The sequence below is a fragment of the Robertkochia sediminum genome (genome assembly GCF_016786255.1).
Taxonomy (GTDB): domain Bacteria; phylum Bacteroidota; class Bacteroidia; order Flavobacteriales; family Flavobacteriaceae; genus Robertkochia; species Robertkochia sediminum.
The window spans coordinates 201,932-225,905 of the sequence record NZ_JADMKT010000074.1 but is presented as its reverse complement, the minus strand read 5'-3'; the positions used below and the strand labels follow the sequence as shown (position 1 = coordinate 225,905).

Annotated in this window: 20 protein-coding genes; 12 read left to right on the top strand and 8 right to left on the bottom strand. The window is 47.4% G+C overall.

The window, feature by feature from the left end:
- Positions 1–3: 3 nt before the first annotated feature.
- The 4 genes from IS446_RS07900 to IS446_RS07885 are packed head-to-tail and all read right to left on the bottom strand — an operon-like array spanning position 4 to position 4,849.
- Positions 4–1,182 carry an ABC transporter permease gene (locus IS446_RS07900; protein WP_203059535.1) on the bottom strand — a complete coding sequence of 393 codons (1,179 nt, stop codon included), beginning with the start codon at positions 1,180–1,182 and terminating at the stop codon, positions 4–6.
- Positions 1,172–1,915, bottom strand: a complete 744-nt coding sequence (locus tag IS446_RS07895; RefSeq protein WP_203059533.1) for an ABC transporter ATP-binding protein — start codon at positions 1,913–1,915, stop codon at positions 1,172–1,174. The genes IS446_RS07900 and IS446_RS07895 overlap by 11 nt, the downstream gene beginning before the upstream one ends.
- A complete protein-coding gene (locus tag IS446_RS07890; RefSeq protein WP_203059531.1) occupies positions 1,849–4,005 on the bottom strand; it encodes a hypothetical protein in 2,157 nt (718 codons plus the stop codon). Before IS446_RS07890 ends, IS446_RS07895 begins: the two co-directional genes overlap by 67 nt.
- A complete protein-coding gene (locus IS446_RS07885) occupies positions 3,998–4,849 on the bottom strand; it encodes a peptidyl-prolyl cis-trans isomerase (protein WP_203059529.1) in 852 nt (283 codons plus the stop codon). Before IS446_RS07885 ends, IS446_RS07890 begins: the two co-directional genes overlap by 8 nt.
- A 194-nt stretch (positions 4,850–5,043) precedes the next feature.
- On the opposite strand from IS446_RS07885, the gene murQ reads away from it, so the two are divergent.
- The 9 genes from murQ (at position 5,044) to IS446_RS07840 (ending at position 14,024) form a co-directional block, all read left to right on the top strand.
- Positions 5,044–5,862, top strand: a complete 819-nt coding sequence (gene murQ / locus IS446_RS07880; protein WP_203059527.1) for an N-acetylmuramic acid 6-phosphate etherase — start codon at positions 5,044–5,046, stop codon at positions 5,860–5,862.
- A 318-nt stretch (positions 5,863–6,180) separates the two neighbouring features.
- Entirely contained in the window at positions 6,181–7,833 is a 1,653-nt protein-coding gene (locus tag IS446_RS07875) for an amidase family protein (RefSeq protein ID WP_203059525.1), read from the top strand.
- A 5-nt stretch (positions 7,834–7,838) separates the two neighbouring features.
- Positions 7,839–8,114 carry a hypothetical protein gene (locus IS446_RS07870; protein WP_203059523.1) on the top strand — a complete coding sequence of 92 codons (276 nt, stop codon included), beginning with the start codon at positions 7,839–7,841 and terminating at the stop codon, positions 8,112–8,114.
- A 235-nt stretch (positions 8,115–8,349) separates the two neighbouring features.
- Positions 8,350–9,666, top strand: coding sequence for a 30S ribosomal protein S12 methylthiotransferase RimO (gene rimO / locus IS446_RS07865; protein ID WP_203059521.1), 1,317 nt, complete (start codon positions 8,350–8,352; stop codon positions 9,664–9,666).
- 253 nt (positions 9,667–9,919) lie between these two features.
- Positions 9,920–11,065, top strand: coding sequence for a hypothetical protein (locus IS446_RS07860; RefSeq protein WP_203059519.1), 1,146 nt, complete (start codon positions 9,920–9,922; stop codon positions 11,063–11,065).
- 65 nt (positions 11,066–11,130) lie between these two features.
- Positions 11,131–11,685 (top strand): hypothetical protein, encoded by a 555-nt coding sequence (locus tag IS446_RS07855; RefSeq protein ID WP_235996446.1) that lies wholly within the window; start codon positions 11,131–11,133, stop codon positions 11,683–11,685.
- On the top strand, positions 11,682–12,536 hold the full coding sequence (locus IS446_RS07850) for an ABC transporter ATP-binding protein (RefSeq protein ID WP_203059517.1): 855 nt from the start codon (positions 11,682–11,684) through the stop codon (positions 12,534–12,536). Before IS446_RS07855 ends, IS446_RS07850 begins: the two co-directional genes overlap by 4 nt.
- Positions 12,523–13,365, top strand: coding sequence for an ABC transporter permease (locus tag IS446_RS07845; RefSeq protein WP_235996445.1), 843 nt, complete (start codon positions 12,523–12,525; stop codon positions 13,363–13,365). Before IS446_RS07850 ends, IS446_RS07845 begins: the two co-directional genes overlap by 14 nt.
- Complete coding sequence (locus tag IS446_RS07840) at positions 13,362–14,024, top strand: hypothetical protein (protein ID WP_203059515.1); 663 nt, start codon at positions 13,362–13,364, stop codon at positions 14,022–14,024. The genes IS446_RS07845 and IS446_RS07840 overlap by 4 nt, the downstream gene beginning before the upstream one ends.
- 52 nt (positions 14,025–14,076) lie before the next feature.
- Here the strand turns inward: IS446_RS07840 and IS446_RS07835 are convergent, their stop codons facing one another.
- Positions 14,077–16,512, bottom strand: a complete 2,436-nt coding sequence (locus IS446_RS07835) for a M14 family metallopeptidase (protein ID WP_203059513.1) — start codon at positions 16,510–16,512, stop codon at positions 14,077–14,079.
- A 208-nt stretch (positions 16,513–16,720) separates the two neighbouring features.
- Between IS446_RS07835 and bshC the strand changes: the two genes are divergently transcribed.
- A complete protein-coding gene (bshC, locus tag IS446_RS07830) occupies positions 16,721–18,343 on the top strand; it encodes a bacillithiol biosynthesis cysteine-adding enzyme BshC (protein ID WP_203059512.1) in 1,623 nt (540 codons plus the stop codon).
- Here the strand turns inward: bshC and IS446_RS07825 are convergent.
- Together IS446_RS07825 and IS446_RS07820 are read right to left on the bottom strand one after the other, a co-directional pair.
- Positions 18,337–18,696 carry a nuclear transport factor 2 family protein gene (locus tag IS446_RS07825; RefSeq protein ID WP_203059511.1) on the bottom strand — a complete coding sequence of 120 codons (360 nt, stop codon included), beginning with the start codon at positions 18,694–18,696 and terminating at the stop codon, positions 18,337–18,339. The genes bshC and IS446_RS07825 overlap by 7 nt on opposite strands.
- Before the next feature lie 12 nt (positions 18,697–18,708).
- Complete coding sequence (locus IS446_RS07820) at positions 18,709–19,257, bottom strand: pyridoxamine 5'-phosphate oxidase family protein (RefSeq protein ID WP_203059510.1); 549 nt, start codon at positions 19,255–19,257, stop codon at positions 18,709–18,711.
- Between the two features lie 76 nt (positions 19,258–19,333).
- Between IS446_RS07820 and IS446_RS07815 the strand changes: the two genes are divergently transcribed.
- Complete coding sequence (locus IS446_RS07815) at positions 19,334–20,704, top strand: pyridoxal phosphate-dependent decarboxylase family protein (protein ID WP_203059509.1); 1,371 nt, start codon at positions 19,334–19,336, stop codon at positions 20,702–20,704.
- A gap of 36 nt (positions 20,705–20,740) precedes the next feature.
- Here IS446_RS07815 and IS446_RS07810 read toward each other — a convergent pair whose 3' ends face one another.
- Positions 20,741–22,174, bottom strand: a complete 1,434-nt coding sequence (locus IS446_RS07810; protein ID WP_203059508.1) for a porin family protein — start codon at positions 22,172–22,174, stop codon at positions 20,741–20,743.
- 261 nt (positions 22,175–22,435) lie between these two features.
- On the opposite strand from IS446_RS07810, the gene guaA reads away from it, so the two are divergent.
- The gene (gene guaA, locus IS446_RS07805; protein ID WP_203059507.1) at positions 22,436–23,965 is read left to right on the top strand and encodes a glutamine-hydrolyzing GMP synthase; all 1,530 of its coding nucleotides are present in this window, start codon (positions 22,436–22,438) and stop codon (positions 23,963–23,965) included.
- Positions 23,966–23,974: the final 9 nt, after the last annotated feature.

The following is a 23,974-nucleotide window of genomic DNA, read 5'->3' as shown; positions in this document are numbered from 1 at the left end:
TGATTACTGAATTATTTTTTCAAGTAAAGGAATTCCAAGAAGATTGATCACAAGCAGGTAGGTCAGGGTGAGCAGCAGGCTTATGGCAAAAACAAGAACGATCTCCAGGGAAAGTACGGCAGTGATCCTGCCTTTGGCTGCTCCGATATAGCGGAGCGTTTGTATCTCTTTCTTTCTGAGGCGTATGGAAAGGGAGAACACCAACAGGGTGATCACCAGGGTAGCCAATCCGATGGATACTGCTGCCAGGGTCAGGATCTCTTTTATGGAGACCACAGTTTCCAGGAGCTCTTCCACCACCAGTTCGGGTACCACGACCTGCGACGCACCGCCTTCATTTTCATACCTGCCGCGCAGCATGAGTTCCGATTTTTTGTCCTTTGGTACGGCTATGATCGCGTTGACCGGATAGCTGTCCGGGTCGCCGTGGAAGTGGAAGGAATTGATGTTTTCCGAGGTGATCTCTGTATAGGAAAGCACGGCCTTGCTGGCAATGGCAATGCTGTCGCTGCGGGACAACAGTAAACTGTCGGAGGTAACGGTGGTAAGATCATCATGGCCATGGGCCTTTCCGGAGATCACCCAGGTGGTTTTGATGTCGGTGAACACCCCTTCGTCATCTGGGGTATGGGTTGGCTCTAAAACACCCACTACGGTCATTTTCAAAGGAAAACTTCCTGCCACATCAAAAGCTCCGGCAGGAGAGGAGATCACGGCATCGCCTACACCGGCCCCAAGGACTTCAGAGGCTGTGGCACCTAAAACACATTCGCCCAATACGGCCATAGGGCGGCCTGCATGAAATGCTAGCTTGCGAAAATCAAAATACCGGTTGGAGGTGCCCACAATGGGTTGGTTCTTTACCTTGTAATCTAGGTTGAGGGGAATGGCTGTTGCCAGACCTTCCTGTTCGATCAATTTTACTTCCCGGAATTCGAGGGGCGGAATTCCCGCTTCCCTGAAATAAAGGGAGCTCAGGGTCAGGTCGGTGGCGCTGCCCTTGCTGCCGGCCAGCAGTGGGGTGGCAACAGCCCGTGACATCATTCGTTCCGAGCCCCGGTTGGCAAACAGGTTGAGGGCTAAAGGAATAAAGATTACCATGCTGATGGCCAATACCAGTAGCAGGGTCTTTCCCCAGTGATATCTCAGGTAATTCCATGCCAGGTAGATACTATGATTCATCTGTTCCGGAATTTATGGTGAAACTATATTTGCTCAGGTCGATCTGACGGTCAAAGGCCGAGACGATCTCCCGGTCATGTGTCACCATGACCAGGGTGGCGCTGTGGGTTTGGCAATAATCGAAAATGATCTTCAGGATGGCATCGCGGTTTTTGGCGTCCAGGTTGGCCGTGGGTTCATCGTAGAGCAGGATGCCCGGGGAGGTGATCACCGACCGGCAAACCGCCACCCGCTGCCTTTCGCCCTGGGATAAGTGCCCCGGGTATCGTTTGGATTTATTTCCCAGGCCTACAGAATTCAGTAATTCCTGCGCCCGTGAACTATGTTTCCTTTCATATTTTAAAATGGGGTTGAGGCGAAGGGGTAGGGTTACATTGTCGATCACACTCAGGTAATCGAGCAATTCAAATTCCTGGAATACCAGGCCCGTTTTGACAATGCGCAGGTCCTGCAGATCGGTATGGCTGTAGCTTGTTATATCCAGACCATCGAGAAAGATCTTTCCGGTATCGGGACGGAGAATACCGGCCATCAATTTTATGAAGGTGGTCTTCCCGCAGCCACTGGGTCCGGTAATCGCTACCCGTTGTCCCTTGCCAATATCGAGGTGGTCGATCTCCAGCGAAAATTCTGCCGAATAGGAGAACCGTATATCGCGGCAGCTAATCACAGGGTGGCCGATGGGATCACCTCCCGGTCTTCGGAGTCGAGTATGATCTTTGAGATCTTCCATGTATCGTTATCAGTTTTCATTTCTATAGTGCCGGTATACCGGTTACGCCGATAGTGAATGTGCTTCAGGTGCTTTACCCGCGCTGTTACTGTCCAGGAAGCCGGATAACTTAATCCGCTTTCACCGGAAGGGGTTTCAGCATGACCTAATAGGTTCACCCGTACCTCTTCCACGGTAACTTCCGAACCTTCCCGCAACCCCATGGTAAGTCGTCTACGGCTATCGAGGTACATATTGTCCAGGAGTTGTTCATCTACGTTAGAAGAGAGAGCCTCATAAAGTGCTTCTTCATCTTCAATATTAAAGGCAGTATAGGTATTCGACAGTACTTGTTGCATCACGGCCTGAATTTGCTTTTGATCCATATTGGCAGTACTGAACCAGGGGTTGTTCATCCCAGTCTTGACGGGTAAACAGCATAGTGACAGCCCTAAAAGGAGAAGCGACAGCGCCGGTTTCTGTTTTTCGATCCCCATATCCTTATGCACCTTTTTTCGCCTGGGCCAAAACAGGATCGCAGCCACCAACAAGCCCAGACTTAACAAAGGGGCCTGCAATTGTGGTTGCAGGTGAAGGTCCTCCAGGGAGAATCCTGCACGGTGAATAGCGATTGCTCCGACCATGATCACGGCAAGTACCGTAAGTATCTGTGTGAGGGAAATTCGGGAAGTATTTATTTGCTGTCTTTGGGATACCCACGACATCAGCGGGACTACTACAGCAGCCAGATAGATCAGGATGAGAGCAAATTCTACCGATCGCGCGATGGGATACGAGAGGTATCGGTCGGTGTATTGCGCAAGAAAGAGTCCGCTGCCCAGGCCAATGACGATCATGAGTATGGTTGAGATCCAACCGCTGTTATCCGATGGGAAATAGCGTATGATCAAAAAAAGCACACTCATGGCCATGGTGAATTCTGCAACAAATGGTATTTGGAGTCCGATATAACACAATATGATACCTGTAAAAAGCGCTATGATAAGATAGTACGACCTGAAATTTCGTTGGTCCCTTTTGATCAGGAGCCCTCCGGTTACCATCATCAGGGTTAAGGTCCACAGCACTAAGGGGATGGTCGGGAAGAGAGAAGGTGTTTCCCAAAGGAGGGAAGCGTGATAAATAAGTAACCCCAAACTAAGTGTTCCTAAGAGGGTATATGTCTCCCGTAAGTCGTGAAGTTCTTTATTCAGGACGAGTGATAAAAGTGCTAATCCCTGACGGAACAACAGGAATAACAGCACAACACCCAGTAAAATCCCCGATAATGTCCAGAACATAAGGAGTGTGGTTTCGGCGGAGGTGAACCCCGAAAGGGTATTTGGTTCTGAATGTTGGGCTCCAAGAAATATCGTGGATACCAACAGGGGGAGGATCAAAGCCCTTTCCTTAAAGAGCCATTTTTCAGGAGCAAATTTTTCTACTGCAAGCAAGAGGGATAGTAAAAGGGCGGAAAGGCCGAAGATCCACCCCGGAGTTCGCAGTAATTCAAAATAAGAAAGGAGGTGCCCCGCAATGATCCCGGTTGAGAGCAGGAGAATGGTTTTTTTAGCGGGTATGTCCTTTTTAAGGATCAGGATAAATAAGAGCAGCGCAAACAAGTAATTGCTCACCGGGATTCGCATACCCTTATAGATGCCATTGGTGATCAGGTCCCATCCGGAAGGGGGATAGGGGATCTCGAACCAAGCAGCTGCAGGATTCAGGGTGGTGCTGTATTCGCGGCCTTCAAGGGTGTTCACCTGCAGGATGATGTTGATCTGACTCCCCAGGAGTCCGCTGATCCCAATACTCTGGCCGTAAAGTTCCTTTTGGTCGCATTGAAGGGTCCATCGCATTTCCTTTACATAGGCATTTCCTGTCACTTTCGGATCTTCCAGGTAACTGCAAAACTCCGGAAATACAGGGGCCGCCTTGAGTACTTTCCCCTGGATCACGGGCAATACAAAATACACTACGAATACTCCGGGTTGGATCTCCTGGAGTTCCAGGCGTGCGGGGTAAACGATGTCTGCCTTTATGCTTAAGGGCATTAAAAGAAGGCACCATAGGAGGGATCTGAATATATTTTTCACCCAAATGTTATTCATCGATCAGGTCTTTAGCCATACCCTGGTAGATAATTTCATATTGCTGAAGGAGTTCTGTGTAGAATTGTTCTTTTGCCGCTTGTTTTTCTTCGTACTGCAACATATTGGCGATCTCGTTCTTCACATTTTCAAGAGGTAGAGGCGCTGCAGGAATGAGGGAGTCGAGATAGATGAGGTGATATCCAAATCCTGAGCGTACCGGGCCCGACCATTGTCGAACCGGAAGTTTTGAAAGGGCGGCTGCGAAACCATTTCCGAACTCACGGTCGATAACATCGGTGGTTTGCAGGTTAATCCGCGGCAGCAGCAGGGAAGGGGAGGCCTTTTTTAAGCCTTCTTCGGGAGACAAACCTTCCCGGTTCCACTTTGAAACCAGGGCAGTCATGGCGGTGCTGTCTTTTTCGTCTTTAAGGTATACCTGGTGGAATTTTAACAATGCAGGCGCTACGAACTGTTCCTTGCGGAGATCGTAATACGCTTTGATAGCTTCTTCACTGATATCGCGTTCACTTCCCTGTCCTTCGGCCAGCATATCCATCTGGGAGATCAGGGCCCGTTTTACGGTGGCATTGTTCCGGTCCATCCCTTGGTTCAGGGCCTCCCGGTACACCACCTCATCCTGAACATAGGAATTCATGATCCCCTGAAGTTCCTCCCTTGTGGGCATGCGCTTCCAGGTGCGCTGCCATCCGGCGACCATATGTGCCAGGTCGGCATCGTCAATAACGACCTTCCGATCTTGAAGTTCCGGCTGCCGTGGACCATAGATCAACAGCAGGGTTGTGCCTAAAAGCACTCCGAAACATAAGATCTGGAATACCGGGTGTTTAATAATCTTACGCATGTATAAGAAATTTCATTTAAGATATTGAAAAATAGGGGGTTGTAGATCTATTTTAGATGAGCGGAAAAATAGAGGGGTAAATTGTTACCGGGGGTTCGTACCTTTACCATGCAGGAATCAGACAAGCCTAATCTACGGGTGGACAGTAAGACGTACTGCAGCGAAAAATACATTAACCAGGAATCAGAGAAGTAATGACTAAGATCACGGAACAATCATCCCTATACGACAATCTGGAGGACATGTCGTCGAAAGAGATCCTTACCCATATGAATAATGAAGATAAGAAGGTTGCCCTTGCCGTAGAGAAGGTGATCCCTCAGGTAAGTATTTTAGTCGATGAGCTCACGAAACGCTTTCTGGATGGAGGACGCTTATTTTATATAGGGGCGGGAACCAGTGGCCGACTGGGTATCCTGGATGCTTCTGAGATCCCGCCTACGTATGGGATGCCTTTTGATCGGGTCATCGGACTCATAGCCGGAGGGGATGGTGCCATTCGTAAGGCGGTGGAGTTTGCTGAGGATGATACTGAGCAGGCCTGGGAAGATCTGCTGGAATACGATATCAATACAAAAGACGTGGTGGTAGGGATCGCTGCTTCAGGTACTACGCCCTATGTTTTAGGTGGGGTCAAAGCTGCCAAAGAACACGGCATTCTCACCGCCGGGATCACCAATAATCCGGGATCGCCTTTGGCTGTGGAAGCAGAGATCCCGATCGAGATCAATGTAGGTCCGGAATTTGTCACCGGAAGTACCCGTATGAAGAGCGGAACCTCTCAGAAGTTGGTGCTCAATATGATCAGTACCGCCCTGATGATCCGCATCGGCAGGGTGGAAGGAAACAAGATGGTGAATATGCAGCTCAATAATAATAAGCTCGTAGATCGCGGGATTCGATTTATCGTAGAAGATCAGGGGGTTGATGAGGAAACTGCATCTGCCTACCTCAAGAAATTCGGTTCTGTGAAGAAAGCCATTGCCGTACTTAGGGAAAATCGGGGGGTTTGATAACTGTATAATGGTAACAGAGTAACAAGGGTGGCAAGGGTGACAAGGGAGATGGATTATTGTCTCCTTGCAGCCCTGTAACCCTAACTAGGAAGTCCGGTTGGCGGGTAGTGAAAACGAATAATTTGTATTTTCTGCATCACTGTATCATCCACCATAGCTTTAGCGAAGGTGGGCATCACTGTAACCCTACCTCTCGATACAATTGCTCCGCAATCACTCGAGGTGGCAATTCCACATACCCGTTTTTTTTTCCTGTCGTCTGCGTCCTTTTAGTTGCTACATTCCTTTCTTTATATTTGAAGTAAAATGAACTGTATGCGTACTACTTTACTCACAATATTTTTACTAGCCTTGGTCAGCAGCTGTAAGCAGGAACCCCAACAGGAGGCAGTGGCTGTAGCCTACGATGAGGCAGCATTGATCGATGCTCAGCAAGACCATGAGAATCCCAGGATGCGTTTTAAACTCATTAGCTCTCGTGTAGAACGTGAGTATATGTTTGCGCCTTTTTCTGCCGCTCTTAAAGCCTTTGGGGAAGAACGCTACCATGAAATGAAGCCGCTCGTCCTGGAAAAAAACATTCCGGAACTGCAAGAAGCGGTAGCGAACAATGCCTTTACCTATAAAGATCTGTGCTTGTTCTATATCTGGAGGATGCGGGAATACGAAAGTCGCCCGGAAACGGCATTGAATACCATTATAGCCATTAATCCGGTGATCCTGCAACAGGCCGAGGAGGCCGATAAGATAAGAATAAAAGGGCAGGAAGAACTCCATCCGGTCTTTGGTATGCCGATCCTTTTAAAGGACAATATTGGAACTTCCGAAATGCCTACTACGGCAGGGGCTGTAGCCCTTCTGGATAATCGCGCCGATGACGCTTTTATCACTAAAAAGCTCAAAGAACACGGAGCGCTTATCCTCGGGAAGGCCAACCTCAGTGAGTGGGCTTATTATTTCTGTCAGGGCTGCCCGGTAGGGTATTCGGCTATTGGCGGACAAACCCTGAATCCGTATGGGCCACGGCAGTTTGAAACCGGAGGTTCAAGTTCCGGAAGCGGCGTGGCCATAGCCGCTAACTACGCTGTAGCCGCAGTAGGTACAGAAACTGCCGGTTCTATCTTGTCGCCTTCCGGGCAAAATTCAGTAACCGGATTAAAACCCACTGTTGGTGTGCTGGGAAGAACAGGGATCGTCCCAATCTCAGGTACCCTGGATACTCCCGGACCTATGACCAGAAGTATTGTAGATAATGCCATACTGATGGACGCCATGTTCGGAGAAGATCCGGACGATGCGGCCTCCATGAAGCGGGAGATGAGCTTTATGGATGGTTTGGATAGCCTCTCGCTAAAGGGAATGCGATTGGGGGTATATGAACCTTTCGTGAACAGCGATTCCCTCTATGCGCAAACCGTAGGTCGCCTGAAGCGTGCAGGTGTCGAGATCGTGGTGTTTGAGGAGCAGGAGGGGAATGGTCTCAACGGCTTTTTAACCTTGCTAAATATCGATATGAAATACGACCTTCCCGTATACCTCAACACGCAGGCTTCTAAAAACATCACGGTAAGGGGTGTAGCCGATGTGGTGGATTTTAACCTGGCCGATAGCCTGGTGCGAATGCCTTACGGACAAGGATTGTTCGAGGGCATATTGAAAGACAGTACCACCACCGATGAGGTCCAGGCCATAAAGGACAGGCTGCGAATTGCAGGGCAGGAGTTCTTTGATCCGGCACTTAAAGAAGCAGGTGTTGACGCCTTCCTGTCGATCAACAATTATTCTGCCGCCTATGCCGCCCTGGCAAAATACCCGGCACTCTGCATGCCTATGGGGTATCGTGAATCGGGAGAACCCGTGGGACTCACCCTCATCGGACTGCCATATACGGAACCTGAATTGTTACAATTGGGATACGCTGTAGAAAAGGAATTGCAGGCCAGAAAAATACCGAAGAATTATAATTAAAAGTTATGTCTGAAAGAAATCTGAATATTATCACCAAGATCATTGGCTATTACTGTGCCTTTTATTTTGGTGTTAAGACCTTCGCCGCAATACAGGGTAATCCATACGCCAAGGGACATATGATCTTGGGAGCGGCCCTTTTTATTATTGCCTTTATCGCCTTTTACCTATTAAAGAAAGAACGTCAGAACTGGGCTTTCGCCGTTTTCGGAATTATAGCGGTAAGCGCCCTGCGCTACTATGAATCGGAACTTGTGGTCTGGCTGCAGGGGTGGTGGTGAAGGTTACCGGGTTATAAGGTTACGAAGTTATAAGGAAATGAAAATTCAATGATCGCCAATTCATCATCAATCATCCATAATCCACAATCCACAATCCATCATCTATAATCGATCATCCCCTCTCCACTCCCTACTCCCTACTAACTATTCACTCTACCCCAACTCATTTTTAACTTCAAATACTCGTGAAATACAGCTTCTTGTCGTAATTTTGCCGTCTGAAAAAAATAAAGGTATGAGAACGAGGTCATTGAAAAAGAATAAGATCAATGTGGTTACCCTTGGGTGTTCCAAGAATGTCTACGATAGTGAGGTGTTAATGGGGCAGCTCAAAGCCAGTGGTAAGGATGTTGCACATGAAGAAGAGGGTAATATCGTAGTGATCAATACCTGTGGCTTTATCAATAATGCCAAGGAAGAAAGTGTGAACACCATTCTCGAATACCTCAATAAAAAGGAAGATGGAGATGTAGATAAGGTTTTTGTGACCGGGTGTCTTAGTGAGCGCTATAAGCCGGACCTCGAAAAGGAGATCCCGGATGTTGATCAATACTTTGGTACTTCCGACCTGCCGCAACTTCTCAAAGCATTGGGCGCCGATTACAAGCACGAACTTATCGGAGAGCGTTTAACTACAACGCCAAAAAATTATGCCTACCTCAAGATCGCCGAAGGTTGTGATCGTCCGTGTAGCTTCTGCGCCATTCCGCTGATGCGAGGAAAGCATAAGTCGACCCCGATCGAAAACCTGGTGACCGAAGCTTCTAACCTCGCCGCTAATGGGGTGAAAGAACTTATTCTTATTGCACAGGATCTTACTTATTACGGACTCGACCTGTATAAGAAAAGAGCCCTCGCAGATCTGCTTAAGGAATTGGTGAAGGTCGAAGGGATCGAATGGATTCGTTTGCATTATGCCTTCCCGACAGGATTCCCCAAGGATGTGCTCCAGGTGATCAGAGAAGAGAAGAAGGTGTGTAACTATATCGACATCCCACTGCAGCACATATCAGATAAGATACTGAAGTCTATGCGCAGAGGAACCACCTATGATAAGACCACCCAATTATTGAAAGACTTCCGCACAGCCGTCCCCGGAATGGCTATCCGAACAACACTTATTGTTGGGTACCCCGGAGAGACCGAGGAAGATTTCAATATTCTTAAGGAGTGGGTTAAAGAAATGCGCTTTGAGCGTTTAGGTTGCTTTACCTATAGTCATGAAGAGAATACCCATGCCTATACCCTTGAAGATGATGTCCCGGAGGAGGTGAAGCAACAGCGCGCCTCAGAGATCATGGATATTCAGTCTCAGATCTCCTGGGAGCTGAACCAGGAAAAAGTAGGTAAGACCTATCGTTGTATCATCGACCGTAAAGAAGGAAACTACTTTGTGGGAAGAACAGAATTCGACTCTCCGGATGTTGATAATGAAGTGCTTATCGATGCGTCAAAATACTATGTGAAGATCGGTGACTTTACCGAGGTAGAGATCCTCGATGCAGGGGACTTTGATCTGTATGGAAAGCCGCTTACCTCTCAAGAGGCGTAAGCCCATAAGAAAAGATTGCAGGAACTGCCTGGAGCTTGTGCTTCAGGCAGTTTTTTATGTCCATAACTGAAAGTGATGGGAGGTCTTCGCAGGCATAAACATACGGACAGGGACCTTTACTTCATTTCATTTAGAGTGAGAATATAACTACTTATTTACGGTAAACGGTATAAATATTAGCTAATAAGCCACGGGAAAAAATAATAATTACATTAATTTTATAGATGCTAAAAATCTGACAAACAGTATTTTAATGATTGCTTCTTATAGAAACGTATTCCTTGTTATTCTGACCGCTGTACTCTTTTCTTCATGTTCGCTGTTAAAGATCGAAAGTGAGCAGCAGCCGCTTTCAAAGCGGGAGCTCAATACCCGATTGACCACGCAGGCCTTTGCCAAGGCTGCTGCGGTAAAAGTGGAGCAGATGGCCGATAGTATCATCGGACTTTCACGGGATATTGAAACCCAAAAGGCGGCCTATCTTTGGAAGATCAACACCGTACAGGGCTTTGGTCAGACCGCTTTTCAGACCACCCCCCAACTGAGTTTGCTCGATACCTGGCTGGCTGTACAGCAGGTAGCTAATTATATGCAAACCCAGGCTGCTGCCGATGTGTTTAAGGCGCAATATCCTTTGGCTTTATCGGTGAGTGAAGAGAATGTCAATGACATAAGCAGAAGGGCCAAAGGGGTTATGGCTGCAAAAGATTACGAAGACCTTAAGGCGTTCGTAGAATCCTACGCCGTTCAGAATCCGATCTCCAATCTGGATTTCACCCCGGTAAGCATGCGTGAAACCTATTTTCAGCATTTAGACGTTCCGGATTCGCTTGCTGTTCAGACGGTGGGTAGCCTTAGTGAGGTAATGTCCGATTTTTCAAGTAGACTGTCCTACAGCACCGATGCAACCGTAAAGGACCTGAGTTGGGGTACTGAATTGTACCTGGTTGAAAAAGGATTTGATACGATGAGTATTAAAGAGCAGATGAAGGCCATTGACGCGCGGTTTGACCGGTTGGTGAAAGCGGCCCAGAAGTTACCCGGTGATTTCCAGGTGGCCCTTCGCGGACTCCAATATCAGATGCGGCAAACTGTTGTGAGTATCGATACAGCTCTTAACGGTACGTACAGGTTTGTGGCCCGGGAGCGGGTGATGATCGATAGTATGTTACTTCGGGAGCGCATAGCCCTTGATACCATTGTAGCCAGGGAAAGGGAGGCGATCGCAGGTCATGCTGTGACACTTACAGAGTCGCTTATGGATGACTTGGGGAAGATCATACGAAGTATTCTCTTCTACGTCATCATCCTGGCGATCATCATTTTTGCATTTCCATTTTTCGCCGGATTCTACCTCGGGAAGTTTTATGTCCGAAAAAAAGAACGCGATAAAGGTTGAATGTGGTGAGGTACGATTTTTATTCTTAACTTGAAAGTTCCAGCAAAATAAAAATTCCTCGAGCCTTGGCTTCCAGATTACTACATCCCATACCAAAACAGCCTCACCCGGTACTTTCGTACTTTCGGGTAGGGAAACTTTTGTATTATTCACTTATCCTTTTCATTCTCGAAACCTGGTTTTTTTACAAGCTTTATGAGTATTCGTTAGAGCAGGGTGCCAGCTGGTGGGTCTCTGCCTTTCTATTTGGGTGTGTGATCTTTGCCTTCACCCATATATTCCTGGTGATGGCGGATGGATGGTCCCGATACCAGAATTATAAACGGGCAAAGGATCTTTTTTACGAGCACGGGTATCGGGATAGGATCGCTACCCTATATATTGCTTCAAAATGTCAACGCAACGCTGCCCTGGAAGCCGCAAGAGAGCTTGGGATACAAGATCAGGTAGCCGATCTCTACAAGCGGAAAGGGGTTAAATGGTGGCATTTTATTCCCTACTTTATGATCCAGGATCCGCTATTCATGTTTAGAAAACAATTTTGGAACAGGACTTTTCTGGAAAAGTCATATACCCCGAAATACGATTTTAAAGCCCTGGAACTTCAACCCCTTGCATGAGCATTACAGCAACCAACATCTACAAGTCTTACGGAACCACCACAGCTCTCGACGATGTGAGTGTCTATTGCAAACCCGGTGAGATCACCGGAGTTCTCGGACTCAATGGTGCCGGGAAATCCACTTTATTTAAGATCCTGCTGGGGCTCATTAGCCCGGACAGCGGCAGTATTCATTGTGAACAGTCGCATGCCAAACCCCTTGGAGGCATCATCGAAAAACCGGCGCTTTACGAATACCTCAATGCCCGTGAGAATCTCCGGGTGTTTGGCGCTATTCAAGGTGCCAATGTGAGTGAAAAGGCGATCACCGGCTACCTGGAAAGGGTTGGGTTGGATGTGAACAGGAACGACAAGGTGGGGAATTATTCCATGGGAATGAAGCAACGTCTGGCTATTGCCATTGCCTTGCTCAATGATCCTCCTTTTCTTGTGCTTGATGAACCTTTTTCAGGCCTTGACCCCATGGGGGTCATCCGGTTGCGTAACCTGATCATAGAGCTGGCTAAAGAGAAAGGAATAGGCATTCTGGTATCTTCGCATCTTATTGATGAGATGATACGAACCTGCGACCGCATCTATGTGATCAATAACGGTAAGATCATCAGGGAGGACGCCCCCTTTACCTTAGTCGATAAGGCTACGAGGTCGTATGTGCTTACCGGTGCATCTCTTGAAAAGGCCGCTACCCTGCAAGGAGGAAATGTCATTTTTCAGGGTGGTCATGTACGTATTACCGATCCCGATCCCGATATAGGTGAGATCTTAATGCAATTGGGGCGTGAAGGTTTTACCGTGTATTCCTGTATTCCCGAAACCGACATTAACAGGCTGCTCCATGATGACCAATAATACTGTGCTTTCAAGAACCGAATGGTTCAAATTATTTCGACAAAGCCGCACCTGGTATGCGTTAGGCGCCCTGCTGCTTTTGCAGGTGATCCTTTTGCTCAATGCATGGTATCAGGGAGAGTCGATCCTTAATATGCTTTTGGAAAACCTCAAGCAGAGTTTTCACTTTCAGGGTGAGCTTCTCAATGGTCATCTCCTGGTGTATATTGTTTTAAATACCATGTGGTTTCACCTGCCACTCATCCTGATGATCGTAGTGTCGGGAATGCTTACTACCGAGATCGAAACGGGAACCCTGCGAACGGTCATGATGACGGGGATCTCCCGGAAACGATTTATTCGCAGTAAGTTCTTAGTGGCGGTGGTTTTTACCCTTGTTACCGTATTGCTGGTGGCGATTACATCGGGGGTCTTGTCCTACCTGTTCTTTGGTTTTGGTGATCTTTTTGTATTTCACGGTGCGTTGAACTTTTTTGAATCTGAAGATGCTTTTTTCAGACTGGCCATGGCCTTTGTCGCCGGTGCGTTTTCTATGGTGTTCTTTTCTGTATGCAGTCTTTTGCTGGCCGTGATCTTCAGGGAGACCGTGAAGACTTGGATCGTGGCAGCCTTCTTTCTTATTGTCTGTAACCTCCTCTTGCAAATGCAACCCGGAGAAGGGTGGTGGAAAAGCCTGTTCTTTTTTAACCTCAATGATACCTGGCAATTATTCTTTCAATACGAGATCCCATGGGAACAGATACTCATCAATTTGGCTATGCTTATCGGGTACGCTGTAGCGGTTTCCCTGATTGGGATCTGGTGGTTCTCTAAAAATGATATCGAATGAAACAATACCTATTGATCATATTTCTGTGTTTACTCGGAGGACTTGATGTTGCTGAGGCTCAGGAAACCGCGATCCTCGAACGATTACGGACGAAGATGGAACAGATAAATGCATTCTCTGCCACAGTAAGACTGGAAACAGATATCGATTTTATTCGCATGCCGGTAAAGACCGCTCGAATGAGCTATGAGCGGGAGCAACCGGTTAAGCTCACTTCAGAAGATTTCGTGCTGGTGCCCAAGAGGGGATTGGACCTGGTTATGTGGGAGATCTTTAAATACGATTATATCGCTGTTCCCAGGGGAGAAGCAGAAAAGAACAATACGCTTTGCACCGTGCTTCATGTGATCCCGGACGATAAAAAAGCGCAGTATGCCATCGCGACCCTGTTTATTGATCGGCAGACCGACCGCCTGGTGGAGGCCGAAATTCAAACCAGGAAACAGGGGGCGTATACCCTGACTATGGATTACGCCAAACCCGAAGATCTCCTGCCTGAGAAAGTAGAGGTGTCTTTTGAGGTGGAGAAGGTGAAGATCCCTATTCGTTATCTCGCACGGGAAGGAGAGGTGAACCGCGAAGCCTATAAGTCCGATGGCGTAAAAACCGGGAAGGTGGTGTTGTATTTTGACGACTATGAGATCGCTCTAAAAGGATAAAAAAATCCCGGAACAGTATCTGTCCGGGATCTTCTAAATTGTATAGCGATTCTTAGTTGCCTGCCATGAACAGGGCATTGGCAAAGAAAAGTTTTCCATTCTCCCAGAAGCCCCTGAATAGCGGATTGTCGGCCAGGTAGATCACCGTGCCCCGTCCCATGTTCTCCGATCCAAAAACTAAACTTCCACCTTGTCTTTTTATCGCCTCACTTCCAACAAAACCTGCAGCCGGAGTGGTGTCTTGCGGAAGGTAAACAGCATTACCGCTGTCTAGCCATTGATACGACCTTCCACTTAATTTCAGGGTGTGGTAAGCCGAACCATAACCAAAAGCAAGAGGATGGGTCGGGTCTACCGTAGCCTTAAATATGGCTCCGGTAATAAGCTCCTTAATGGCCTCTCTTTGGGAACTGTTATATGACTCCGGAGTATGGTGCGTTTCTGTATTTTCTTCTGCCTCCGTGGTTGCCAGTGAAAAATCATCGTCTCTGTCCAGAACGTTCAGGGCACTGCCTATGGCAATGAGCTTACCACCATCGCGTACCCACGATTTGATCTTTTGCAGTTTGTCCTTGTCCAATGATCTCATATTGGGTAAGATCAGGACATCGTAGGCGCTGAGGTCTACGCGTTCAAAATAGCTGTCGTCCAGAACACTTACGGGGTAGTGTAATTGTTGTTCAAAGAAGTGCCAAACTTCACCGAAACCAAGGGTAGAAACAGATCCTCCCGAGTAAATGGCAGCCTTAGGCGCTTTGATCATCTTGACACTCGGTGACCCGAAATCGTAACCGCTGTCTACAAATCCGGTTGTGGTTGAGTAGATCGATTTGGATGCTTTTCGAGCAGCTTTTTCCAGGATATCGATAACCGGAATATGCTTGTTGTCTCCTTTGGTAACAATAAGGCTCCCCCTGTCAAAGGTATGCTCGCCAAAAGAAAAAGGCGCTTCGTTAGTGCGCACGCGAACGCCTTCTTTGATAAGGTCGGCGAGGAAGCGCGCATCTTTCATGCTGTTCCAGTCGGTGATCCATGCCAGGGCATTCTTATCGGCTACAGCGGCAGGTGATGCTGCAGGTGCGGCTTCGTTGGCCTGTACTATTTTTTTAGAAGCAACGGTGTGGAGGCCATAAGCATATGGCAGCGACCAAGCGGTAATATCATAGGTGATCGAATCGTTGAGTTTGGTTTCCGGTTCGAAAAGCACTTTGACCAATGTTCCTTTGAGCTGATTTGTGCTTACCACCAGTTTTGGTTCCTTGTTATTCAGGGAAACCCCTTCTTCGTATCCCATACCTTTTACAGCGTTGTTCGTGTAACCATAGGTGATCTCATGGGCGTCAAGCAGCTGGGTAAGCGCCTCGATCTTATCTTCATTTCCCTGGAGCACATAGCTCTGAAATTCAAAGTTTTTCTTAGCGTAGAAGTCTGCGAATTCTGCAATAAGTCTTTCCGCATGGGCGGCCGAGGTTTCTACGGTAGAGATCCCTGTGGTAAAATGGTGGTCGATACGGTCTTTCAGGGTCAGGGTGTCGCCAATTGCGGTGATCACCCCAAGACCGGCTCTGCCGCTACCACCTTGTTCGTAAGTCATTCCTATACCTCCGTTATACGTAGGGTAGGTGTCTCCATAACTGGGGTACAGCAGGTCAAAACGTTCTTTGGTGAAATACAACCAACCCTCCTGGTCAAAGTATTTGGCGTGATTTTTTCCCAGGGTTACCTGGAAATCCTTTTGCCAGTCGGTAATAACCTCGTGTAATGGTTCGGCAGCAGGGGCAAAGTAATAGGGGTTGTTCATGCCTTGTTCGTGAAAGTCCACATGTACATGAGGTAACCATTGGGTGAATACTTTCAGGCGTTGCTGACTCTCTTTTTGGGTGATCCAAACCCAGTCCCTGTTGAGGTCGAACATATAGTGGTTAGGCCGACCGGCGAGCCAGGGTTCGTGGTGTTCTTTAGAATTAGGATCTGTTTGATATGGGGCATTCGCGAATTGATTGTACCAGTTCACATAGCGATCACGACCATCAGGGTTGATGCAAGGGTCTATGATCACAACGGTATTCTCTAGTAATTCCTTTTTACCGGTGAGCAGCTCATAAGCGGTAAGCATCGATGCTTCTGTACTTACGCTCTCATTTCCGTGTACATTATAACTCATCCATACTACGGCCTTATTGGCTTCGGAGTTTCCGGTAGCACTGGCCATATGTGTTTTGCGAATGTCTTCGAGGTTGGCGATATTATCGGCACTTGAGATGAATACGACCATTAAGGTTCTGCCTTCGTAGGTGGTTCCGTAGGGCTGAAGTTTTACCCTATCCGGTGCCTGAGATGCGAGGTGTTCAAAATAATCGGTTACCTGGTGGTGTCTGGAGAATCGGGTTCCCAGTTCGTAACCAAGGAAATCAGAGGGAGATAACAATTCCTGCGCAGCCGATAGCTGGAAGCACAGTATCATTAAAAAGAAGTGCTTGATCTTCATGAATGTGTAAGGTTTTGGCCCAAACTTACAACATTCCATATTTTTATTAACGGTTTTTTAGTAACGGATCGCTTAAAGAATGTTATTTTTACGTTTTAGAATTCCGGAAAAATATCAGGCTTTCCGAGGCGTATTTCCTGTGAGATCACAAGGATTTTCGGAGTGACGGAAAGGTTCTGAACATTACGTAAAAATCCCTACAAAGCATATGACCCTGGAAACGATAGATCTTGAGAAAACCGGCCGTTTCTCGGCCCTGATCCGCGATTATCTGGCTAAAAAGCCCTCTTTAACTTCCTTTTACAACAGGTTTCCGGAGCTCGAAGCATTCAAAGGTCAGATCGAAGAAAAGAGCAGTTTTTCGGTAGCAGCCAGGGAGGTGCTGGCAGATGCCCTGGAAGGTCAATATGAGGGACTTGATGTCACCGAAAGCACCAAGGCCAATATAGCGGCTTTGCGTTCGGGTAAGACCTTTACCATAACCACAGGTCACCAGCTCAACCTGTTTACCGGGCCCGTATATTTTATATACAAGATCGCTTCGGTCATCAATTTGTGCAAGCAGTTAAAACAGGCGTATCCGCAAAATGATTTCGTGCCGGTATACTGGATGGCGACGGAAGATCACGATTTTGACGAGATCAATTTTTTCAATTACCACGGAATGAAATTCCAGTGGCAGGGGTCGGGGGATGAATCCATGGGTGGTGCAGTGGGAAAGATGAATACCCGTAACCTTGATAAGGTAGCCGATCTGTTTAAAGCGGAATTGGGGCCTGGGAAGTTTGCGGAGACCCTTCACGACCTTTTTTGTAAGGCGTACCTGAAACATGATGATCTCACCAGCGCAACACGCTATATGGTCAACACCCTGTTCGGAGACCGCGGATTGGTCATTGTCGATGGAGATGATCCCAAATTGAAGCGACAGTTCATTCCGCATGTAAAGAGCGATCTTTTGAAGCAGACGGCCTATAAGGAGGTGACCAAAACCATAGCTCGTCTTCAGGAGCAAAGTGCCGACTACAATATTCAGGTGAATCCAAGGGAGATCAACCTCTTTTACCTGCAAATGGGTTCGCGGGAACGCATTGTTTATGATGGCGGCGCCTATGGCCTTGCTGAAGGAGAAAAGCAATGGGACGAAAAGACCCTCCTGGAAGAAGTGGAGGCTTTTCCGGAGCGATTCTCACCTAATGTCATGCTTCGTCCGCTATATCAGGAAGTGATCCTACCTAACCTGTGCTATATCGGTGGAGGCGGGGAGTTGGCGTACTGGCTGGAGCTAAACGGCTTTTTTAAGGCTTCAGAGGTCCCCATGCCGATACTCTTGCTCAGGGATTCGGTTTTGGTGATGAGTGAAAAGCAAAAGCGTAAGTTCGAAGCTCTGGGCGTATCCACCGAAGAAATGTTTCTGGACAACCGCGCCCTGGTGAATAAGAAGATCCGTGAGATCAGTGATCTCAGGATCGACCTGTCTCCCGAACGAAAGCTTTTAACCGATCAGTTTCAGAGGCTTTACAGCGTTGCAGAGCATACAGATGCCTCTTTTCTTGGGGCGGTAAAGGCCCAGGAGGTCAAGCAGATCAAAGGACTTGATCATTTAGAAAAAAGATTACTGAAGGCTCAAAAGCGTAAGATGAACGACCATGTGTCGCGGATCACAACCTTGCAGAATACCCTTTTTCCGGGTGGAGGACTGCAGGAGCGATCAGCGAATTTCTCCCTTTTCTACATGGAATACGGTCAAGATTTCTTCGTGCAGTTGTTCGAAGAACTGGATCCCTTAGATCTTCGTTTTAAGATCCTCACCTTTTCTCAGACTCAGTGAATAGATGATGGCAGGTTGTAGCTTCTGGCATAACTAAGGGTATCCCAATAGCTGCGCTGATGCCTGATCTTACCATCTGTGATGTGGAAAAACACGCATCCTCTCAGGCCAAAAGCATCTTTCCATTCCAGGATCACCCAAGGGGTGTCTTCATGCAGGTGTTCGATCTCACAATGCATGCGCGCGGTCGCAAACTCTTCCTCATAAAGTTGTTCGATGGCTTTTCTCCCTTTTACGGCAGAACTGGATATGCGGTCGTTTACGGCTTCCTCGTGGTAAAAAGCAGCCAGTGTTTCGGCATTCCCTTCATTGTAAGCGGCGATCCATGAGGTAATCAGTTCTCTTGCTTTCATAGGCGTGTGTTTTTATGGGATCAGGAAGGTGCTGTTCCAGTTTCCGCTCTCTGTAAGGTGATATTGCAACCTGATATGTTTGGGGCGCTTCAGCTTGAGGTATTCTAATTTATAAGCCTCGATATGCATCACTGCAAAGTTCTTAGAGGTGTCCAGGTATTCGATCTGGTCCGGATTGTCGATCCTTTCCCCCGGATCTTTTACGGTAATATAGTCCTGCCGTGCTTTTTCGTCTATGCTGTTCCAGATCTTTTCCAGTTTTTTCTTATCGGTTTCCATATACGCAACCCCGTCGATCTTGACCTGGATCAGTTTCTCGGGATGGTAAAAAAGAAGGCATACGCGGTTATTCTCTTTGATATGGGTGACTTTTCTGGATCTTTTATCGGTATACAGGGTGAGGGTCATATCTTTCGAAAAGTCGCGAAGTACAACCGTCCTTAAACGAGCGACCTTGTTTATTCCGGTAGTGGCAAGGGTAAAATAGTGAAAGGGGTGATCTGCATTTTTAGCCCCTTCCTTTAGTTCTTTTTTTGCGATCTCGAAATGTTCTTTATCCACGGCCTACAGGTTTTTTATAAAGTTACAAATCCCCTTAAGTTTAACAAAGTTATACCTTTGCTAAAAAAGTAATTACATGCATAATATCGATATAGATCTGGTGGATATGACACTGGATGTGATGAAATACGCCATAAACCGTATCACTAAGACAGTGCCTGATCTTGGAGTTCCGAAAAAAGCAGAGGAATTAAAGCGGATCGTTGGCGAAACCATTACCGAAAAAGGGATCGGAGGCGAAAAGGCTTTTGAACTTTTCAGGGATGTCCTGGTAAAGGCTACCGTGCCTATCGACCACCCCAGGCACCTGGCTTTTGTTCCTGCGGCTCCTACCCGGGCGGCGGTGATGTTCGACCTGGTGACCTCGGCATCGAGTATTCACGGTGCTTACTGGATGGAGGGTGCCGGTGGTATCTTTTGTGAGAACGAAGCCATGAAATGGCTTGTATCTCTTACCGGGATGCCTGAAGGCGCTTTCGGAGTTTTTACCAGCGGGGGAACAGCGGCGAACCTTTCGGCCATAGTGACGGCACGTGAAACGTGGCGTAAGGCACCCGAGAATCAGCGCAAACGCGGCATGGTGATCACTTCGATAGGGGCGCATTCCTCGATCAAGGCCATGGCTAAGGTAGCCGATGTCGATGTCCATCTGGTAGACACCGAAGATCGCCTTAGTGGAGCACAGTTAAAGGCGTGTATCGACGGACTTCCTGAGGAGGATCGAGCTCGATTATTCGCGGTTGTGGCTACGGGAGGAACCACTAATGCCGGGATCATCGACGACCTTGAGGGGATATCGGAAGTTTGCGAAAGGCAATCGCTTTGGTTTCACGTGGATGCTGCATATGGTGGAGGAGCACTTTTAGCCGATTCGGTACGACACCTGTTTCAGGGCATCGAAAAGGCCGATAGTATTACGATCGACCCACATAAATGGTTGTTCTCGCCTTATGACTGCGGGGCAGTACTGTATAAAGATCCGCAGCTTGCTAAAGAAGCACACAGTCAGGAGGGATCTTATCTGGAGATCTTCAAGGATGAGGGAGCTCACGGATTTAACCCTGCCGATTACCAGATACAGCTTACCAGAAGAGTACGGGGATTGCCACTGTGGTTTTCCCTTGCCATGCACGGTACCGATAAGTATAAGTGGGCTGTTGAAGAAGGGATATCCCTCGCCAATAAGGCCGGAGATATGATCGAACGGGAAGACCATTTGGAATTGGTCAGAGATCCCAGTCTTTCCTGTGTGTTGTTCCGAAGAAAAGGATGGGCACCCGACGACTATCGCGACTGGACCTATAAGAACCATCGTGAAGGTGTCGCCCTGGTAACTCCTACTAAATGGCGGACCGCCGACGGATTTGAAACTGTGGCGCGTTTCTGCTTTATCAATCCGCACACTACCAAGAATGATATCCAACTTATTCTGGATACCATGAAATAAAGCGCTTACGGCAGTAGGATCACGATTGGGGTGGTCTTACTGCTGTTCGTTCTTCTCTTCTTTAACACCGAACATTTGGCGTAAGCTGAGGTTGAGCCCGATGAGAAACCGCCATCTTGAAATTCCGATCTTGAAAATGTCGCTAGTAGGCAGGTTGTCATCGATCGGTCTGTCCCGGACTGTGGTAAATTCCTGTTTCCCCGTAGTGTATATGGCCCCAAATACGACATCCGCTTTTCCGAATTTCCAGTTAAATCCGCCTCCAAAGTGGTAGTTGTCGAAGGCGAGAAGATTGGATGTTCCAATACCTTCTGATGTGCCAAGTACCTCGTCGGCCTCCTTCAGGGGTGAGAAATCGGTGGAAAAGCTTAGGTATGTGGTGAATTTGGGTCCGAGTTCCACTTCACCGCCTGCTCCGAAATTAAAGATCGATCTTCGGTTCTCCTGGAAGAGTAAGGACTCTTCTTCTCCTGTTTGGCCGCCTAGTTCAGGCAGGGTGATGCGATCGTAGGTGGCTGTAGGGGCATACCAACTGGCGTTAAGATGGAGCTTATAATTGTTGATCGGGATTCCTGCTCCTACATTGATGCCTAATGGTGTTTTATGCTGACTATCGAGTCCGTCGAGATCTTCGAAAATAAAAAAATCTCTTGTAGGGTCTCCTGTCGCCAGGATCTCGTCGTAACTAAAATCACTGTCTTTGATGATCTCCAGGTAGGGGAGGTCGATATTGATACCAAGTTCCCAATTGTCAAAGATCCATGCTGCAGCCACTTTTAGGTACAGGCCATAGGAAGACTGTGAAAAGTTAAGATTCGATTCGTAAATATTGACCTGGTCACTCTCCTCATCGACGACAAGCCTGGAAGTGTCGCCCCCGCTATACCGGTAGATGGATGCGAACATAGAAGCACCCAGTGCGAAATGGTCGTTAACCTTGTAAGCCCATGTAAGTCCGAACCAGTCTTCTTTTAGAGAGTTGCTTAAATTTAACTTCAGATTAGCAGCATTTCCGGGGCTAATATCCTCATTGCCTTCTGAGTCAATCAGTCCGGAGTTATACCCTAAGGAAATATTTAGCCTGTTTCTGGAGATCGACGAATAATAAAAGGTGGTTCCAAACAGGTCAAAGCTACCGGCGAGCATCCCGGGAAGGCCGGTGAAATTAGAAGAGCGAAAACGCTCGTCTGGAATCACGTCATCGATCGTAATTCTGTTCCATTCGTAAAACTTTCCCTGAACCAAAAAGCCGGGGTTATCGATAAGGGCCAGCCTTGCAGGATTGTAATACACGGCCCCCAGATCGTTCACACTTCCCGTAACATTGCCGTTAAGTAATACCGATCGGTTCCCGAAATTCTCGTATTCATAACCCCTTTGGGCGCTACAGGTGAAGTAACTTCCGGGGTATATCGACATACCTAAGGTCAGGAATGCGATAATCTTCAGGGTTTTCAATTGAATTTTCATCAGGTCTCGGTTTTAGTTGTTTGATAGCATATCCTGTAGGTGAGCAAATGCAAGATGTCAAGCCGCCTTCATGAGGTCATAGGGGCTGGCTTACGGGGAGAGCATTGGAAAATGGTGAAGCCGGTAATTTTTGGGGGGAGTGATGGTTAAAAGGATGGTCTGCAACTAATGGAGGTGCCTCGTTTTTGGGGGAGGTTTAATTATTTATAAATATACTTAAAAAGACCCTTTTTGAAACAGTGTAAATTGTTATTTTTGCGCATGCAAAACAACGTACTTATCTTAGACTTCGGTTCGCAGTACACCCAGCTCATCGCGAGAAGAGTAAGGGAATTGAACATCTACTGCGAGATTCATCCATACAATAACATTCCGGAAGACCTTAAGCAATTTAAGGCGGTGATCCTTTCAGGGAGTCCGTTCTCGGTAAGGGCAGAAGATGCACCTCACCCGGATCTTTCTGAGATCAAGGGGAAACTTCCACTACTCGCCGTGTGTTACGGAGCGCAATACCTGGCCCATTTTAACGGGGGGAATGTAGCGCCTTCGAACATCCGCGAATACGGAAGGGCTAATCTGTCTTACATCAAAGAAAATGAGACCTTCTTCGAAAACATCGAATCTGGAAGCCAGGTTTGGATGAGCCATAGTGATACGATCAAGGAATTGCCTTCAGGAGCTGTTCGTCTCGCAAGTACTGCAGATGTGGAAAACGCTTCCTACAGGATCGATGGAGAGAGCACATATGCTATCCAGTTCCACCCTGAAGTATACCACACTACAGACGGCCGTCAGTTGCTGGAAAACTTCCTCGTTAAGATCGCAGGGGTTGCCCAGACATGGACACCGGATAACTTTGTGGATATGACCGTTGCCGACCTTAAGAAAAAGGTAGGAGATGGTAAGGTGGTACTCGGACTCTCAGGAGGTGTTGATTCTACTGTAGCCGCTGTACTGCTCAACAAGGCTATTGGAGATAACCTGTACTGTATTTTTGTGAATAACGGATTGCTCAGAAAGAACGAGTTCGATAACGTGCTCAAGCAATACGAGGGTATGGGGCTTAACGTAAAAGGAGTAGATGCTTCGGCACGCTTTTTGGATGCCTTGAAAGACGTAGAAGATCCGGAGCTTAAGCGTAAAGCTATCGGTCGTGTGTTTATCGAAGTTTTTGATGACGAGGCACACCTTCTCGAAGATGTGGAATGGTTAGGTCAGGGGACGATCTATCCCGATGTGATAGAGTCGATCTCTGTGAAAGGCCCTTCAGCAACCATTAAAAGTCACCACAATGTTGGCGGACTTCCCGATTTCATGAAACTCAAGGTCGTGGAACCTTTGAATATGTTGTTCAAGGATGAGGTAAGAAGGGTAGGTGCCAGTATGGGTATCGATCCGGAATTACTTGGAAGACACCCTTTCCCGGGGCCGGGACTTGCTATCAGGATCCTCGGAGATATTACTGAAGAAAAAGTTCGTATTTTACAGGAGGTAGACCACATCTTTATCGAAGGACTCAAGAGTTGGGATCTTTATGATAAGGTATGGCAGGCCGGTGCTATGTTGCTTCCGGTGAACTCGGTAGGAGTTATGGGAGATGAGAGAACCTATGAAAAATGTGTTGCCCTGAGAGCTGTTGAGAGTACAGATGGGATGACCGCAGATTGGGTGCATTTGCCGTATAACTTCCTGCAAAAAATATCTAATGATATAATAAATAAGGTGAAAGGCGTTAATAGAGTAGTATACGATATTAGCTCTAAACCACCAGCCACCATCGAGTGGGAATAACATTTATAG

Bases quoted from the DNA above. Each gene is read 5' to 3' on its own strand.
- IS446_RS07900 (WP_203059535.1), bottom strand. From the start codon at position 1,182: ATGAATCATAGTATCTACCTGGCATGGAATTACCTGAGATATCACTGG.
- IS446_RS07895 (WP_203059533.1), bottom strand. From the start codon at position 1,915: ATGGAAGATCTCAAAGATCATACTCGACTCCGAAGACCGGGAGGTGAT.
- IS446_RS07890 (WP_203059531.1), bottom strand. From the start codon at position 4,005: ATGAATAACATTTGGGTGAAAAATATATTCAGATCCCTCCTATGGTGC.
- IS446_RS07885 (WP_203059529.1), bottom strand. From the start codon at position 4,849: ATGCGTAAGATTATTAAACACCCGGTATTCCAGATCTTATGTTTCGGA.
- murQ (WP_203059527.1), top strand. From the start codon at position 5,044: ATGACTAAGATCACGGAACAATCATCCCTATACGACAATCTGGAGGAC.
- IS446_RS07875 (WP_203059525.1), top strand. From the start codon at position 6,181: ATGCGTACTACTTTACTCACAATATTTTTACTAGCCTTGGTCAGCAGC.
- IS446_RS07870 (WP_203059523.1), top strand. From the start codon at position 7,839: ATGTCTGAAAGAAATCTGAATATTATCACCAAGATCATTGGCTATTAC.
- rimO (WP_203059521.1), top strand. From the start codon at position 8,350: ATGAGAACGAGGTCATTGAAAAAGAATAAGATCAATGTGGTTACCCTT.
- IS446_RS07860 (WP_203059519.1), top strand. From the start codon at position 9,920: ATGATTGCTTCTTATAGAAACGTATTCCTTGTTATTCTGACCGCTGTA.
- IS446_RS07850 (WP_203059517.1), top strand. From the start codon at position 11,682: ATGAGCATTACAGCAACCAACATCTACAAGTCTTACGGAACCACCACA.
- IS446_RS07845 (WP_235996445.1), top strand. From the start codon at position 12,523: ATGATGACCAATAATACTGTGCTTTCAAGAACCGAATGGTTCAAATTA.
- IS446_RS07840 (WP_203059515.1), top strand. From the start codon at position 13,362: ATGAAACAATACCTATTGATCATATTTCTGTGTTTACTCGGAGGACTT.
- IS446_RS07835 (WP_203059513.1), bottom strand. From the start codon at position 16,512: ATGAAGATCAAGCACTTCTTTTTAATGATACTGTGCTTCCAGCTATCG.
- bshC (WP_203059512.1), top strand. From the start codon at position 16,721: ATGACCCTGGAAACGATAGATCTTGAGAAAACCGGCCGTTTCTCGGCC.
- IS446_RS07825 (WP_203059511.1), bottom strand. From the start codon at position 18,696: ATGAAAGCAAGAGAACTGATTACCTCATGGATCGCCGCTTACAATGAA.
- IS446_RS07815 (WP_203059509.1), top strand. From the start codon at position 19,334: ATGCATAATATCGATATAGATCTGGTGGATATGACACTGGATGTGATG.
- IS446_RS07810 (WP_203059508.1), bottom strand. From the start codon at position 22,174: ATGAAAATTCAATTGAAAACCCTGAAGATTATCGCATTCCTGACCTTA.
- guaA (WP_203059507.1), top strand. From the start codon at position 22,436: ATGCAAAACAACGTACTTATCTTAGACTTCGGTTCGCAGTACACCCAG.